Origin of the sequence: Moorena sp. SIO3I8, from assembly GCF_010692325.1 — a bacterium.
In the GTDB taxonomy this organism is placed as follows: Bacteria; Cyanobacteriota; Cyanobacteriia; order Cyanobacteriales; family Coleofasciculaceae; genus Moorena.
On the sequence record NZ_JAAHHW010000041.1, the window covers coordinates 1 to 17,219 of the forward strand.

The window sequence follows — 17,219 nt, forward strand, 5'->3', positions numbered from 1 at the left end:
CTTAATTCTTAATTCTTAATTCTTAATTCTTAATTCTTAATTCTTAATTCTTAATTCTTAATTCTTAATTCTTAATTCTTAATTCTTAATTCTTAATTCTTAATTCTTAATTCTTAATTCTTAATTTTATAGTGTCCCAGCGAAATTGGTCTAGTTTATCCCGTTGATCGAAAAAGTATTCTTCTAGATATGGCTCAATTTCCCTTTGCCAGATATCTTCAATTTCTTCAGCTATATTTTCTAGTAGAAAGAAAGAGATTCCCAGGGAGTAGTTAGGATCTGCGATCGCATTATTTATTTGTTCGAGTATCTTAATCAATCCATTAACTGGAAAATCCGTTGTTTGGTGATATCGTCTCAGGATTTCATAGTTGGGATAGAGCCGAATAAACGCGAAGCGACGGCGAAATGCCTGATCAACTAGAGCAATAGAACGGTCTGCTGTGTTCATAGTACCGATGATCCGAACATTTTTCGGGATACTGAATAGTTGATTACTGCCAGCTAAGGGAATTTTTTGATCCCGGTACTCTAGTAGATACAATAATTCTCCAAACACACTAGCGAGGTTAGCACGATTAATTTCATCGATGATTAGAACACAAATTCCTTGCCGAGACTCAGCTTTATTACAGAATTCTATAAATCTGCCTGGAACTAAAGGATATCTCAATTCCCCATTTTGACTTTGTGGACGGATACCTTGAATAAAGTCTTCATAGGAATAGGCAGGATGGAATTGGACAAGTTCTGTGAATCCATCAGTTCCACTGATTAAATGGTTAGCAATTTTTTGAGCAGTATAGGTTTTACCTGTACCTGGTGGGCCGTAAAAAATTCCTTGTCCTTTGCGTTCAATAGCACGTATCCATCCCTCTAACTCTGCGATATCAAAACCAGTATCTTTAGCACAGTCGCTTACCGTATAGTCCTCTGGTAACGCCATCCTTGAACCATCAGAGGTAAATTCGATAACCTCGTCTTGACCGGAAAAATTATACCCTTTAACCGCAACCAACCAGTAGCAAAACATATCGAATAAATCATTATTCCTGAGCACTGGTACACCCGGTTGATGCATAGTGTTATCTAATGCTTTAATCAGCTTCAATCCTGTAGCATTGGCCGCTGGATAATCTGTCAGTCTCTTTCCGTAGGATGTATTAACAAAATAATTGATAACCTGTCGAGAATTATCATTAATTAACAAAAACCTATCTGGTTGCAGCCCATTGAGGAGATTCGTCAGCATTTCCGTCGGAAAACCTTTGGAGTATTCCCCTGTATAAAACTGATCACAAGCTGCTGATAACTGATTAGGATGCTTAGTGCAGCAACCAACAAATTCAAGGATGTCGTAACCAATCTGCTCTACTAACCTTTGTATCCATTTATGCTGATATTTCAGTTTTAATGGCAATCGTAATTCTAAATAATTATCACGTTTTCTAGGAATAGTTAGTATCCATGAATCATCACCCTCACCATATTGACTATTCAACGTAATCGCCAATTCTCTATCAGGGAATAGCTGAAACAGGATCGGTTCTGTTATAGCTTCTCCAGAGTCCACCATAGCAGAGATGACTGCAAAATTACGACACCAAAGGCGATGCTGATCTTTGTAGCTTGCCATGTGACTTAACCCAACCTGTGTGTAGGGATATGAACTGATAAATTCCTGAAATAGACTGACCAATTCAGCTTTATTATCCCCCACCATACTATCCACCTAATTTTTTTTATTATAACATGTTTGAGACATTAGAGACTGTTAGTTAGTTAGTCATTGATTCTCAGTAATGGGTTATTGGCTTGCTATTATCCATTATCGATTCTCCATGACCCATTCCAAAATACCTTCTTAGCAAATATTTAGCTAATTGATATAAGGCTCTGACATAATTGCCATTTTATCCTCTACAATAGACTTAAGATGCTCAAATTGACTAGTCGTCAAGTAATGATAAGATTGTGGAGGTCTAAAGTTAGCCCATTTTGCTCTCAAATCTTGTAAGGTTACTGGTGGCTCAAAATGTTCTATGAGTTTTAAGCAAATCCCATAACCGACGGCGGCTTCCTCATAATACTCATTAAAATCTTTTTTTTCTATACCAGCATTGTCCTTTACTTTATACCAAAGGATATCCGGGCGGTCTTGAATAACGTCTTCCACTTCAAAAAAACCCGATAAAACCTTATCTGGAGCCGAGACATAAACCACAACAATATCCCCTGGTACTAATCGAGGACGCACCCGACGAAGTTCAATTTTTTTGGTTCCCTTGAATAATTGATTAGCATATTTAGGACGAATTGATAATAACAACACATTGGGCATTGTTAACACGAGTAATTTTGATTAATTTTGGGTGCATTCTCTATATATTATTGTAAATTGTTCTTGAGAAATCCGCAACGGTGATTGAAGTGTTAAACGCTTACCAAGTATTTCTTGAATTTCAGGCAAATCTATAGGATTTTTAAACAGTTCAGTATCACTAAATCGAAGCGCCATCAGCTTTTTATTAGGATCAGTTTTGGTAAGCTTCATTAAATCTTCTAATTCATATACACCCAATCGTCGAAACTGTTGATGGAGATTTTTAGGTTTATTTACGACTACTTCATCAAGTCTAGAGCACGCTCTTACCTTTCCTGTGCCGCAATACTTTTTATTATAGCTTACATACCAAAGAATTCTACCAACAACCCCTGGTTTTAAGCCACCATTACCTCGATGGCTTCGATAATAGACAAGTTCACGTTTTAGCGCCAGATCAGTTTCCGATCTCCATAGGAGCTGGTTAGCTAAGTCTTCATCGAATAATTCTTTCGCCCATTCTGCTTGAATAGGAATGATTATAGTAGGAAGATCAGCATCAATAATTTTTGCTGGCCACAGTATGCGTTCAACGTCTAGCGTTGTTTTTACCGCTGTGGTTAATTTATCAGTTTTGAGGGTATCAGCAATTTTTAGGCAAAAGTTATAATCTTGACTTCGATTCGCTAAAGTAGTGAGATAGTCTGATAATTCTGTCGCCGTAACCGCAACGGCAAGATTGGCATTTAAATAACCATCCTTAACTTTAAAAAATGCATCATCTTGAATACCGCTAAGAATAGTGTGATCCAAATAAGGTTCAGTAATTCGTGTAAATGGCAGATTTTCACGTACTGACAGGGATATAAACCAAAAAATTAAGTGCCGCGCCAGGGTTTCTTCAAGAGGACCAGATCTAACCCGAAAAATTGGCACGTTTAACTCATGATTTTTATGAGTATGATACGCAATTAAAGCTAGGGGATTTTTTTCTGACTGGAGAATAATATAACACTTAAATTTATCGGGATTAGCAATAATATAGCCCAGCCTTCCTTGAAAATTACTAAGTTTTTCTCCCTTAGCACCAACCAAAAACGTTTCACTCAAAAAACGTACTTGATCAAATTTATGAACACGTTGTCTAGTGATACCTGTGCCTGCTAATCGTACAGGCTGATAGTTAATATATTCGTGAAGATAATCTAGCTTAACAATTAAACTAGTAGGACTAAGGATTGATAAGTTAAATTCCTCATTGATAGCATCTGCGATCGCTAGTATTTGTGAATTACGAGTCAAAAAAAATGGTGCATCTGAAGCTATGGCTATAGCTAACTGACGCAGTTCAGATTTATTGAGAGTTATCTGAGTTGATAACAAAACCTTGGTTAGAGCGCGACAAGCTGTTTGAAAGTCTTTCTGATTGTAAGGGAGTTGAGTAAAGGTATCGGCTAACTGGCGTTTACCATTCCTTTGTTTAGTATCATCAATACTATTGATGACCTTAAATATTTCATTAGTTATACATAACTCCAAGTCAGGTTGTAACCAATCAGCTAGTAGAGAGTCGGATTCGGCCTTTGACCTAGCTTCATCTCCTTGCAAGTCAAAAAACACGCTGGTATCAATGACTGCACACAATTTAGACTCAAGTTTTTGGGTAGCAACCGTAGAAAATAGGGTAGGATGGTCGTGATCCCGCCACCAAACGGTAAGTAGTTTTCCATCCTTGCTCCTTCCGGGTTTTTCAGCCAAAGGAACAAAGTCTAAGTGAGACCACATTTTCTCTAATCCATAATCACGACGGCATTTGAGTTTAATGCCGTAAAAGTCCTGAGTATTCTGACTTAGATAATTAACCAGCTTCTTAGCAATACCGTTACCACGCCATGATGGCTCGATGCATAGATGAACAATAACGATGATATTATGTCTACGCACCTTCCGGTATAACAAATAACCGGTACACTTTTTTTCAGGAGTAAGCGCCACAAGTATTTGACCACTTAGTGCGTGTTGATCAAACGCTCCTTCAGGAAAATGACCAAGAGTGGTTGCGTGTGCTCGTCCCAAAGCCTTGACTGTCCTTAGGTGCAGGGATTTTTCATCAATTGTTTCAATTTGAAGCTGTATCTCTTGTGTCACGTTACCAATTACCAATTACCAATGGCCAATTACCAATTACTATGCATGGAATCGACCCTATTGTACGTGATTAAGCATACCTAATCTTACTGGTTAGAAGGAAACCACTTTTGCTCTAGGTTGGTCAGTTCTCCGTCTTCCTGTAATTGCAAAATAATTCGGTTGATTGGCTCACGATAATGGCTACCTTGAGGCAAAACTATGCCGTAGTCTTGTTCAGCAAACAACTCACCTACAATCTGGTATTCTCGGTTTTGTGACGTTTGGTAAAGTAACGTTGGTGAATCATAAACTAGAGCCTGCACTTGCCCCGCTTTGAGAGCTTTGTATGCATCTTCCAGCTGCTCAAATTCAATTAGCTTGACTGGCTGTTGATTCATATATCTGGCAGAGGTCGTGTCTGCGACAGTACCAACCTGTTTTCCGAATAGATCGATAAGATCAGAAATATTCGATTCAAGTAGTTATATACAATTAAACTTGACTGTTAAGATCAGGTATAGCGCTACGCGCAAGGCAAGAGACAAGAGGCAAGAGGAAAAAGTTGACTAAAACAGCTTTTGCTGCTTGTATCAATATCCTAACTTTAATGCTTAGTGCTATATTAGACAAGGGTAAACGGTTAATATCAAGATTTTTATAAACGTCACAAATGTAACTATTAATATAATTACGTTTAATTATGTTAATAGTTATGAAACCCTAGCTTAAATACCGCTTTTATACCTAGATAAAGGAGGCTAAATAATTACTTTGTTAGCCTCCCGTTTTTTGATAAATTAATAGGTGCGCTTGACCTTGGCGAATTAAATTCGCCACGGGTCGCACCTCTTGTATAGATTAATGGTTAATGGGTCATCGTAAACTAGCAATTACCAATTCAAAATTACCCATTACCATTAGTCAAGATTCAAAGTAGACCAAGTTATAGAACCTACAATCCCATCAGCATATAATCCTTTCGCTTTCTGATAAGCAATCACAGCAGATTTTGTCCGAGATCCAAAATCACCATCCGTTGCACCAGAATAAAATCCTTGGGTTTGGAGCAGCTGCTGTAGTTCCTCTACTTCTGATCCAACTGCTCCTTGAATTAAAGGAAGATAGGCAGATGAGGGTTGATCGTTACGCCATCTTTCTGAAAACTCTTCCAAGACTTCTTTTGGTAGTTGTTTTTGTAGCCACTCAATCGCTTGTTTTTGGTGAGGTAAGCCACGATAATACTTGTAGGTGTTCAGGATAACCACAGGCTTGCGGTTCTGGTTACCTGGTTTAGAAGGAGATTTCTCTGATGGTTTAGAAGAACTTTTCAGTGCTTCCCAGGTCTTTGATCCCACTAATCCATTGGGATTGAGTCCCTCAAACTTCTGAAAGGAAATTACTGCTTTGGTGGTAGCAGGACCAAAAATGCCATCAACTGGGCCGGGACTAAACCCTTTAGTTTGGAGGGATTGCTGTAGCTGTTTGACTTTCAGACCAGTGTCTCCTTCTCTGAGATAGTCTTCAACTGATGAGTCAAGGCGCTGACGAACTTCTCGGCGCAACCGAGGCAATTGACTGTATAACCAGTCCCCAGGGCATTGGGTTGGTGAAAAGTCTCGATGTCCTTTAATATTGTCTGGGCTAATCTTGGTAGTGTTGCAAATCGAAACACATAAATCTACCAAACTTTTCCATTGTTTGGCATTCATCCGGTAGCTGATAAAGGTGCCTTCATTTTCAATTCCCGGTGACTGGTTACCTAGAGTACTACCAGCATGAGCAGAGCTGACAGAACGTCCTTTTTTAATCGCTGATAAGGAACTCTGTCTACCTTCGAGTAAATATCCACCGGTGGTATTCAAAAAGTTGTGACCTGAGTCATCCCAGCCAAAACCATCCATGTGGGATTTTTGAATACTCCTAGCCAAACTTCTGGATCCCCATAAGGTTCCTTTCGATAGATCATTCGGGGCATTGGGAGTAGCAGTATGGTGAATAATAATATATCGTGGTCGAGTGGTATCTGGCCATTTTTTTGGGGGTTTAGCTCCCCATTCTTTTGCTGAAATGACACTAGCAGTGAAAGACATATTGACTTGCGGTCTCCAGTTATAATAGTTTACTAATGGGCTCGTCGAAATAGGATGCGAACAATTAACCAAACTATGGATTTGGCTGAGGTGGATTGGGATACTCTTAAACCGTAATTAATCGGGATAAACCCGTACAAAACGGTCAAGGTGCAATGTATTGTTGCCTGAGTGAGGGGTGGTTATACAGTAATTGGAGTTGAACCTTCCACCCGTCTTTCTAGGCATTCCTCAAATCCCGTTGAGGAGTTGCTTGAAAGCCTTAGCCAAGGTATGCTTACAATCAAGCCAACCAAGCTCGACTGCATCTAGCAGGCTAAGCCCCATCCCTTTCAAGAAACGCGCGGTACGACGCAACAACACTGCTTGAACCTCGGTTTTATTCATGTACCGAGTTATTTCCTTGTCGGTACCGCGAGCAAGGATGTTCTTGGCAGCATTGCAATCAGCCTGTAACACGACCCCATCAAATCCGGTAAAATTGTCCCCAGTCCTTTTCCCCAACAGGGTTCCATTCCTAGAGTCAATTTGCGACGTGTAACTAGGTTGAACTTCTGTGACAACCGAGCCAGTCCAATCAGCCCATTTCTGCAAAGAATCCCGCATAACTCCTTTCATCCAACTATTGAGTTTGCGGGACACGGCCTTAGACTGACGCTTATTTCGGTACGGTTGTGTTAAATCTTCCGCAAAAACCTTTAAAGATTCCCCATTAAAAAGAGACTTAGAGGCTGCTCCTATTATCGCCGTCAGTTCTGATTGATTTTTTCTGTAGCGGCGATTTTCGGTTTTTCTGGTCAGATTATTTTCTAATATTCGAGCTGATTTGGCCTGGTCGATTTTTTCTAGTTTTCTATGAAGTGCCCAAAGCTTCCCTCTGTTTCGGTTTTTTGCACATATTCGTTTCTGTTTCTGGGTGGTTACTTCCCCTAGTTCTTTTCCGTGAGCTTGCCCCTCTGAGTCATAGAAAGCCTCAGTGTAACCCTTGTCTACTCCTAGACTCCGACGTTCAGATTTAATTTCTACAGTTCCATGATCTACTAGAAAGTGAATCTCAAATCTTGGCAAAAGTTGGTTATATATCAGTCTGATCTGGCCTTTTATTGTACGATTAGACCTAACAACTATCCTGTTCCTTTTCCCTCTAGTGAGTCCAGCTAGTTCTAACTGGTAAGTATTACGGGAAAGCTTTTTACACTTATAACCTACTTGTTGATAAACTATCTGGTTTTTACCCCAAGAATGTCCCCGCTGAAACTCCTTCCTAACAAGTCTGTGGAGAAGTGGCGTGTCCAGAAAGGCTAAAGTCTTAAGTTGTTTGCAAAGTTCCTTCCGTTCGTTCTGGTTATCTTTTCCAGGAAACCTTTTGTAAACCTTTTTAATTACCGCTTCGGTGCAAGCTGCCTGCTGAGCCGTAATGGCTTTGGCTACATCGCTTACAGTCCATTCCATCAATTTGGAAGGTAGTCCCAAGGATTCAGGAGTCCTAAAACTCCTAACTTTTGGGTAAGCTTTTTTCCAATCAAGTTCCCAATGACTTATGCTGCCTAGCTTGTTGTAGGATTCAGACCTGACAATGCCCAATTTCTTCATCGTGGACAACAACTCAAGTTCAACCGACTCAGTCATCCCTACTACAGGGACAATCTGGGTTGATATTTTCTTGGTCATTCCTACTTTTTTGGGCATCGTCAAACCTGAGTCAATTACTTCAATGATACTCTAGCGCTAGTCAAATGTCAATGTCCATTTTATAGGATTAAATACCGATTTATACCTATTTTTAGGGGTTTAATTGCGAGGCAACTATTCCTGACTGGATTCTAGCCTTCAATTGCGATTATCATCTATGGCAGGTAAGCCTATGGGCTACAGATGGTGCTACAGATGGTGCTATCAGCGTGTCGCGTATCAGCCTATGGGCTACAGATGGTGCTACAGATGGTGCTTTTGAATAAGCTATGCAGCCTGGTATTACCCGAGCACCAAGGAGAAGGCGAAACCCATTGAAGGGTATATTGCTTTCCGGGGCGGGGTGAGAGTTGAGGTGTAGGTGATAAAGGGACTTTTTAAGGGGGATTTGGGAAAATTTTCCCCAGCAGTTGCAATAAAAGCTAAAATATATGCTATAATTTAAATCGCAAGGTACGCGGACGTGGCGGAATTGGTAGACGCGCTAGATTTAGGTTCTAGTGTCGCAAGACGTGAAGGTTCAAGTCCTTTCGTCCGCATCTAAAGGTGTGACCCAAGAGCGATTTACTCGCCCTAGGAGGCGCGCACCTAAGCAAATCAGGGTTATAGGTTTACAGAAACCAATAACCCTTAAGCAATTATTAGGGATTAGTTGTATTAGTGACTATTGTCTTTAGCGGATAATTAGTGCCACCTTACCTGTCATGGAACCAGCTTCGATAGCGTTGTGAGCAGCAGCAGCTTCTTTGAGGGGAAACCGTTGGCTGAGGTGAATTTTCAGTTTACCTTCATCAATCCAATTAGCACACTGCTGGAGAATCTCGGTTTGGTGCTGTTGAGCTGTAGTGAGTCCTTTCAAGGCTGGGGTGAGCATGAGTTCTAGACTGATGCGCAAATTATGCGATCGCGCTGTCTTCAAATTACCTTCGGCTGGGTCTGGTTGGAGGATAGTCACAATATCGCCATATACCCGCACTGCTTCACAGGTGTCATAAAAGGTTTTACCGCCCACAGTATCGAACGCCAAATCTACTCCCTCTCCCCCAGTCCAATCCAAGGCAGCTTTCACAAAGCTAGTTTGTTTGTAAAGGATAGGATAGTCAGCACCTAACTGACGCACTAATCTAGCTTTTTCTTGAGAACCGACAGTAGTACAAACCTCAGCACCTTTGAGCTTAGCTAGCTGAATAGCAACGTGACCAACACCACCAGCACCTGCCTGAATCAGCACCTTTTGTCCTGCTTCCAACCGTCCTCGGTCATACAATGATTCCCAGGCAGTGATCAGTACTAGAGGAGCAGCAGCCGCTTCAGGGAAGGAGAGGGATTTAGGCTTGTGGGCAACTAAGGACTGATCAACAACGGCTAGTTCGGCATAGTTACCCGTACCAGATAATCCTAATCCCCCAGCACAGAAATATACCTCATCACCCACCTGGAATTTCTGGACACCAGCACCAACAGCTTCTACCACACCAGCACCATCGCAGCCTAGGATAGCTGGCATTTGGTCACGGTAAAAGGTGCCTCTACGCCGCAGTTTGGTGTCAATGGGATTAACACCAGCAGCGTGAAGACGCACCAGGATTTCTGTGTCGTTTTTAATTTTGGGAGCTGGTACATCCTGAAGTTGTAGCACTTCAGGTGTACCAGGAGCAGTCATTAAAATGGCTTTCATTGGTCATTTGTTAATTGTTAATTGTTAATTGTCAATGATCAATGGTCAATTTTCAATTAACTTTAGACAAAACCGCCATTGATGATTTGCCTTGATGATTTGCCTTTTACAGTGATCATGCTGTACATAATTGTGCTGTAGTTTGACTATAGCGACAGGGATGGCTGAAGATTGCTTTAGGCTGGGATTGGTGTTCTACTCGAAAGACATTGGCATAGAGATTAGCCAGGATTTGTTTACCAGAAAGGCTTCGGTCTAGGTAGGGCAATGCGGGTTTGATATAAGGATAGACAACATTCCAGTAAAAGTTTGGGTAGTTCCGGCGTAAATCACCGGGATTACGATAGCCTAAAATCTGATTTTTCCCGATTTCTTCAAACTCGTAGAACAAGGCACTAATTTTTTGTAAGTAGCGGGGATCAGCCAGCTGACCAATCAAATCTGCTGCTCTGACTAAACCAGGATAGTTAACCGTGTCTTGATGATCCTGATCATCAGGTACTGGGAAACGGGTTAATTCAATATTGTGCTTAATCTGCTTAGTATCAATCAGCAGGTGATTACCAAAGTGTTCATCAATAAACTGCTTACCCCGGTCTACATGGTAGGGAGTAAGGCTGGCATCAGTGGCACCTGTAGGGAGAGTAATCATAAAATTGTCTATTCCTGTGGCATACAATCCTTGGTCTGGTTGGTCTTGGCGACAGATGCCTTTGATATAGCCAATGTCATGGCACAACAAAGAGATAATCACGTGCAACCAGTCTTCACAGGAGACGCTCCCTTCGCAGATGTGCTTACCCCACAAGATTTCCTGTCCAACTATGGTGACTAGGACGGTGTGTTCAATGTTGTGATAAAGAGCGTCACTATTAGCAATATTTTCCAGAGCCATGTGGGTAGCCCAAGTAATCAGCTCACAGTAGTCTGATTTAAGGCTGCCGTAAGTGCTGTGGAAACCTGTCTGTAGGTTTTTAACACAGGTATCAATGATTATCTCGGTAGGATTAAACATCATGCTAGACATATAGGGAACAGGGGATCACCGGAAGAGGGAAAAGAGAACAGGGAATAGCGATGCAGCAAGGGAACAGGGTAGCCAGTGGTGTCAAAGGGGATTTACCTCCCATAAGTGACTGATATGGTTGACCCCATTGGCGACTGCATCAAGACGGGAAAAGGAAATAGGAAAAAAATCCTGTGTACCTCATAAGTATGGAAAACGCTATAGCTAAATCGATGGTAGATGGGTCTTGCATTTTTGATCTCCTAATTTCATAAAATTCTGTTTGAACCTCATATATTCATCAAACCCCACTGCATACTGACTTACCGCCTGAGATGATCTCAGTTATGACGGACTTGTGACTAACTTTTAGTGTGTCAATGGTATATCAGCAACTCCTGATTTAGATTTCAGCTCATCCCCACGGTCACATCCGGGGGATTTCAGGTTAGGGGTTAGGGGTTAGTAGTTAGTTAATTGGTCTGGTATTGCTGAATTATGCAATGATTTTAATAGTTTTTTTGAATGGGCATCTTGGTGGAACCGGCATCTTTTAGGTGCGCTTGACCCATTAAGAATTAAATTCGCCACGGGTCGCACCTGTGGAACGGATATCTTGCCGTGGAACGGGCATCTTGCCCGTTTCATTTCGCAGGCAGGATGCCCACCCCACTGATATTAATTCCGCCCTTCAGCAATGCCATTGGTCTGACTAACTACTAACGACGTTTTGTTTTGCAGCTCTCAATCCCTATATATAGATCAACGCTAGATCAAAGTCCTCAGCATTCGCCCTGAGGCACTTAGCTTTGTTAGGTTCGGCACAAGGGGCGAGGTATTAACCTTACGTTTGTCAAGTTTTCACCCACTTCGGATCAGGTATCTACCAAGCTGATAGCTGATAGCTAAAAGTTGATCGCTTTATCAACACAACCCATCAAGCTCCCAATTTTGGGCAATACAAGTGCAACAGGGAGTGATATGATATTACCAGTACTCAGTGCCATCAAACGCAGGGTTTTAGCTTGAGGGAAAAGGCAAGAGAGTACTGAGACATCTATAACATCGTATAGGTTTGATTGCCATTAATCAAACTTTATACTGCGTTGAAGACATCAGGGTAATTTGTGGAAAAAGGCTCACAAGCCACGTCTAATCCATAATTTGTGTGAAAATCTTCACAAACCCATGGCTAGCTCAGCTTTTCGATAAGCTAGTTAGGATTGGTTTAAAATTAGCAGAAATAGTATCTTTTTTGGGTGCATCTTGATAACCACCTAAACGCTATGTCTAGGGGACAAAACCAATTATTCAAAATCTCTATCGGCAAGACTGAGATGTTCTTAGAAAAATTGAATCAACTAGATTTGACTGTAGCATTTGATCAGCTAACACCTCGTAAACGAGAGGTCTTGAAGAAAATGTTAGCGGGCCAAAGCGATCAAGCGATCGCTAAGTCGCTACACATCACAGAAGCTACTGTCAGAAAACATGTGCAGCAGCTGTGTGAGAAATTTGAGCTGAGGAATGCACCAGGTGAACACTACTCACTTCGTAATCAGTTAATTGACCTATTTAGTGAATATCACCCTAATTTAGTAAATCCAGAGTTATTAAGTAAATATAGATCTTTTCTCGTCCCACCGATGCCAGAGTCAGAAGGGCAACAAAAGCCAGTTCCTCTCAATGCTGACTTTTATGTCAAGCGCATTCCTTATGAAGATCAGTTGTTAGAGGCAATTGTAAAGCCTGGTGCTCTAATTCGGATCAAAGCACCCCAGCAGATGGGCAAAACCTCCGTGATTGAACAAGTTCTGGCTGAGATCAGGAAAGAAGGTTATCAAGCTGTGACCTTAAGTTTTGATCTAGCAGATAGTACAGTCTATAGGGACCTCGGCAAATTCTCACGGTGGTTCTGTGCCAGAGTTGGTCAGCATCTGGGGCTGTCAAATAAGTTGAATGAGTATTGGGATGATATTTTTGGATGTAATAGTAACACCACAGATTATTTTCAAGAGTATTTATTGCCAGAAATAAAAAGCAATATTGTACTGGTTATAGATAAAGTTGATCGAGTGTTTGAACACCCCGTTATTGCTGATGATTTTTGTCGCCTTCTCCGTGGTTGGTATGACATCGCTAGGCGGGGCGATCGCAGTAGCGCTATCTGGAAAAAACTCCGGTTGGTGATAGTACATTCTACAGAAATTTATGGCTCCTTGGATATCAATCACTCACCACTGGCTAATGTCGGATTGGAAATTGAGTTGCCAGAGTTTAGCACAGAGCAAGTACAGGAGTTAGTCAGACGTTATGGACTGAATGGGAATCCCAGACAAGTCGAGGAACTGATGGCGATGGTGGGAGGACATCCTTATCTGTTGCGCAAAGGTTTAGCTTATATTAAATATCATCAGATTACCCTAGCGCAACTGTTAGAGGTGGCACCCACAGAAGCCGGACCATTCAGTGACCATCTGCGACGCCACCTAGGAAATCTCAAACAGTCTCCAGAATTGGAAACTGCGTTGGAGAAAGTGGTTCAAGCACACAGCTGGGTAACTATCCCATCGGAGCAAGCCTTTAAGTTATATAGCATGGGCTTAGTAAAGTTGCAAGGGAATAGCGTCATGCCTCGCTGTGATTTATATCATAAGTATTTTTGCGATCGCCTTTGGCAGCGGCTTGAGCCTGAGTGCTGAGTGGGTCAGTTCAGAATCCATACTTCATATAACCTTAAACCTTAAACTTACAGGAATTGGGACGCCATGGGCGAACAACCTTCAAGCTACCCGAAGGGAACGCCATGGGCCAACAACCTTGGCCAAAAGGCCACGCGTGCGCGTTCAACCTTAAATTTTAAACCTTAAACCTTAAGCCTTAAACCTACCCGACAACGGACGCCAAAGGCGAACAACCTTGGCCAAAAGGCCACGCGTGCGCGTTCAACCTTAAACAGTTAACCTTCAACCTTAAACAGTTAACCTTCAACCTTAAACAGTTAACCTTGGCCAAAAGGCCACGCGTGCGCGTTCAACCTTAAACCGTCAACCTTAAACCTTGGCCAAAAGGCCACCCTACGCGAACAACAGTTAACAAATAAAATGACCTACGAATATATATACTCAGGGACTTTACCAGCCGATGCTCTTACCTATGTTAAGCGACAAGCAGATAATGATTTATATGAAGGATTGAAGGCTGGAAAGTTTTGTTATGTATTGAACTCAAGACAGACTGGAAAATCTAGCTTACGAGTGCAAGTAATGCGCCGACTTGAAGCGGATGGGGTTGCCTGTGCAGTAATTGATTTATCCATGGATGGTACTCAGCATGTCACTCTCGATCAATGGTATGCCAATATTGTCCGCTCTCTGGCTAGAGACTTCGAGCTAGATATTAATTTACGCACTTGGTGGCGCGAGCGAGAAATGATATTTGCGGTGCGGCGATTGAGAGAATTTCTTGAAGAGGTTTTGCTCCAGCAAGTTACTCAAAATATTGTAATTTTTATTGATGAAATTGATAGCGTTCTTAGTCTCGATTTCCCCACTGATGATTTTTTCGCGTTTATTCGTGCCTGCTATAACCAACGTGTGGATAAGTCAGAATACCAACGCCTTACCTTTGTGCTACTTGGAGTAGCAACACCATCAGATTTAATTCAAGATAAAAAACGCACACCCTTTAATATCGGTCAGGCGATTCAGCTATATGATTTTCAGTTGCACGAAGCACAGGCATTAGCCCAGGGATTACAAGGAAAAATTAGTAATCCCCAGGATGTCCTGAAACAGGTCTTGTACTGGAGTGGAGGTCAACCTTTTCTGACCCAAAAGCTTTGTAAACTTTTGTTGGATTCTGTATCTACTATCCCAACAGGTGGTGAGGCAGAGTGGGTTGACCAATTAGTGCGATCGCAAGTGATTGATGATTGGAAATCTCATGATAATCCGGAGCATCTTAAAACTATTCGCGATCGTCTTCTTAAGAATGAGCAACGGGCTGGGCGATTACTGGGATTGTATCAGCAAATTCTGCAACAGGGAGAAATAGCGTCTGATGACAGCTCTGAACAAATAGAATTGCGGCTATCGGGATTAGTGGTTGAGCAGCAAGAAAAATTAAGGATTTATAACCGTATTTATCAAGCTGTTTTTAACCAAAATTGGGTAGATAAAGAGTTAGCAAATTTGCGACCTTATAGTAATGAAATTGCTGCTTGGTTAAACTCCGATGGTCAGGATAAATCCTGTCTTCTGCGGGGACAACAGTTACAGGATGCATTAAGATGGGCCCTTGGGAAAAGCTTAAGCCATCAAGATTATCAGTTTTTGACCACTAGCCAAGAATGGGAAAAGCGAGAATTTAAAAAGGCTTTAGAAGAAATTCAACGGTATTCAGAAGCCAGACGACAAGGGAAACTGAATCCAGCCCTAGCGGCTACCACTAAGCAAACTATCTATGAGTCTCTTGAACACCTGACCCCAGAAAGTTTCAAACATATTGTTTCCAACCTTGAATTAGACTTAGGAGTTTTTAATCAAACCTTATCCATGATGGATACTCTGCTAGACCGAGAAGGATTTGATTCGATTTTCAATGAAATGTTACGGTCTATCACCTTCAAAACTGGAGAGATACTACAGGCGGATCGCACGACTATTTTTTTATTAGATGAAGCCAAAAATGAACTCTGGTCAATTGTGGCTAAGGGGGAAGGAGGAGACTCAGAAGAGATTCGGGTGCCTGCGGATAAAGGGATTGCTGGTTATGTTGCTCAAACTAAGAAAACTGTCAATATTCCTTACGATTTATATGACGATACCCGTTCTAATACTGCTAAGCAATGGGATACCAAAACTGGATACCGTACTTATACCATGCTGGCTTTACCCTTACTGGATGAACACGGAGATTTAGTGGCTGTTGTCCAATTACTCAATAAGTTAAAACAACCGCCGGTTTTAGACGCGCCCTTAGCTGATAAAATTAATACAAAAGGCTTTACCCCAGAGGATGAAAAACTTTTTGCGCAATTCGCCCGCTCCATTCAAATGATTCTTAAATCCTCTCGGTTATTTTATAAAGCAGCTCAGAAACAACGAATAGCTTCAGCATTGATAAATGCGACACAATCTCTGGGTCAAAGTAGCTTGGATCTAGAAGAAACTTTGAATAAAGTGATGAATCAGGCTCAAGAGCTAATGTCTGCTGATCGCAGCACAGTCTGGATGTTAGATGAGGAAAAGGATGAATTATGGACAAAAATAACGGTTGCTGATGGCACATTAAAAGAAATTCGGATTCCCAAAGGAGCTGGCTTTGCTGGTCAAGTTGTTACTACTAAACAGCCACTGATAATTCCGTTTGATCTCTATGACCATCCCAATTCAGAAACTGCCAAACAAACTGATAGTCAAACCGGTTATCGCACCTGTAGTTTGTTAGGGATGCCTGTGTTTAATGCCGATAATGAATTAATTGCTGTTACCCAATTAGTCAATAAAAAGAAGCAGGGCAATTTTCCCCCATACAATCCCGCCGATTGGCCTAACCCTCCCGATTGCTGGAAGGCAAGTTTTGATCGTAGGGATCAAGACTTGATGGAAGCATTTAATATTCAAGCGGGTGTAGCGCTCCAAAATGCCAAGCTGTTTAGTAAAGTCAAGCAACAACAGTTAGAGCAGCGAGATTTAGTCTTTAATGTATCTAGTGGTGTAATTTTTACCAATAAAACCGGTCAGATTATCCTAGCCAATGATCATGCTAAGGATTTTATTGGTTTAAAAGATATTGAGGAGAAGTCTTTACGGGACTTGCTCCACATTAAAGAAGGTAATTTTGCCGAATGGTTCGATCTAGCATTAGTGGCCAATAATGAAGAAGAACGTCGGCAAGATTATTCAGCTCAAACCTTAGTATCCCATAATACTCAAGCAGAGCACAGTGTGAATCTATGTATTATCTCTTGTCCTGATGCTTCTGATGTTAATCAGATTTCTACTATCCTAGTAATTATTAATGATAGTGGCGATGAGAAACAAAAACAGGAGCAGCAAAAGCTAGTGCGTAGTGTGTCTATGGTCGGCAATCTTTATGGTTGAAATTATTTCATAATTAGAGATGATGTGGCTTCAATTAAGTGATAAATTTGGATTAGAACCCAGTTATTTAATTAAATTATTTAATTCAGGGTCATGTTTGGGGATAAAACTGTAGATGCAAAATCCCTGAATCAAAAATGTCTGTATTTCTTGATTAAACTCTTGATGAAACTGTAGATGCAAAATTCATGAA

Annotated in this window: 11 protein-coding genes and 1 tRNA gene; 4 read left to right on the top strand and 8 right to left on the bottom strand. The window is 41.3% G+C overall.

Annotated elements, in window-relative coordinates; translation table 11 throughout:
- Nucleotides 1-106 precede the first annotated feature (106 nt).
- The 6 genes from F6K51_RS17110 to F6K51_RS17135 all read right to left on the bottom strand — a co-directional run bounded on the left by F6K51_RS17110 (nucleotide 107) and on the right by F6K51_RS17135 (nucleotide 8,232).
- The gene (locus tag F6K51_RS17110; RefSeq protein ID WP_293022036.1) at nucleotides 107-1,723 is read right to left on the bottom strand and encodes an AAA family ATPase; all 1,617 of its coding nucleotides are present in this window, start codon (nucleotides 1,721-1,723) and stop codon (nucleotides 107-109) included.
- A 156-nt stretch (nucleotides 1,724-1,879) separates the two neighbouring features.
- Entirely contained in the window at nucleotides 1,880-2,341 is a 462-nt protein-coding gene (locus tag F6K51_RS17115; protein WP_293022037.1) for an ASCH domain-containing protein, read from the bottom strand.
- Nucleotides 2,342-2,362: 21 nt separating this feature from the next.
- On the bottom strand, nucleotides 2,363-4,486 hold the full coding sequence (locus F6K51_RS17120; protein ID WP_293022038.1) for a GNAT family N-acetyltransferase: 2,124 nt from the start codon (nucleotides 4,484-4,486) through the stop codon (nucleotides 2,363-2,365).
- Between the two features lie 71 nt (nucleotides 4,487-4,557).
- Nucleotides 4,558-4,920, bottom strand: coding sequence for a transporter substrate-binding domain-containing protein (locus tag F6K51_RS17125; protein WP_293022104.1), 363 nt, complete (start codon nucleotides 4,918-4,920; stop codon nucleotides 4,558-4,560).
- Nucleotides 4,921-5,370: 450 nt separating this feature from the next.
- Complete coding sequence (locus tag F6K51_RS17130) at nucleotides 5,371-6,543, bottom strand: N-acetylmuramoyl-L-alanine amidase (protein ID WP_293022039.1); 1,173 nt, start codon at nucleotides 6,541-6,543, stop codon at nucleotides 5,371-5,373.
- 231 nt (nucleotides 6,544-6,774) lie between these two features.
- A complete protein-coding gene (locus F6K51_RS17135; RefSeq protein ID WP_293022041.1) occupies nucleotides 6,775-8,232 on the bottom strand; it encodes a zinc ribbon domain-containing protein in 1,458 nt (485 codons plus the stop codon).
- Nucleotides 8,233-8,497: 265 nt separating this feature from the next.
- On the opposite strand from F6K51_RS17135, the gene F6K51_RS17140 reads away from it, so the two are divergent.
- Both F6K51_RS17140 and F6K51_RS17145 read left to right on the top strand, forming a co-directional pair.
- On the top strand, nucleotides 8,498-8,596 hold the full coding sequence (locus F6K51_RS17140) for a DUF427 domain-containing protein (RefSeq protein ID WP_293022106.1): 99 nt from the start codon (nucleotides 8,498-8,500) through the stop codon (nucleotides 8,594-8,596).
- 96 nt (nucleotides 8,597-8,692) lie between these two features.
- A tRNA-Leu gene (locus tag F6K51_RS17145) sits at nucleotides 8,693-8,774 on the top strand.
- A 134-nt stretch (nucleotides 8,775-8,908) separates the two neighbouring features.
- On the opposite strand, the gene F6K51_RS17150 is transcribed toward F6K51_RS17145, so the two are convergent.
- Nucleotides 8,909-9,913: a zinc-dependent alcohol dehydrogenase family protein gene (locus tag F6K51_RS17150; RefSeq protein ID WP_293022043.1), complete on the bottom strand. Its 1,005-nt coding sequence runs from the start codon at nucleotides 9,911-9,913 to the stop codon at nucleotides 8,909-8,911.
- A 115-nt stretch (nucleotides 9,914-10,028) separates the two neighbouring features.
- Nucleotides 10,029-10,928, bottom strand: a complete 900-nt coding sequence (locus F6K51_RS17155; RefSeq protein WP_293022108.1) for an Npun_R2479 family HD domain-containing metalloprotein — start codon at nucleotides 10,926-10,928, stop codon at nucleotides 10,029-10,031.
- 1,328 nt (nucleotides 10,929-12,256) lie between these two features.
- Between F6K51_RS17155 and F6K51_RS17160 the strand changes: the two genes are divergently transcribed.
- Nucleotides 12,257-13,621 carry an AAA-like domain-containing protein gene (locus F6K51_RS17160; RefSeq protein WP_293022045.1) on the top strand — a complete coding sequence of 455 codons (1,365 nt, stop codon included), beginning with the start codon at nucleotides 12,257-12,259 and terminating at the stop codon, nucleotides 13,619-13,621.
- Nucleotides 13,622-14,023: 402 nt separating this feature from the next.
- Nucleotides 14,024-17,026: an AAA-like domain-containing protein gene (locus F6K51_RS17165; protein WP_293022046.1), complete on the top strand. Its 3,003-nt coding sequence runs from the start codon at nucleotides 14,024-14,026 to the stop codon at nucleotides 17,024-17,026.
- Nucleotides 17,027-17,219 lie beyond the last annotated feature (193 nt).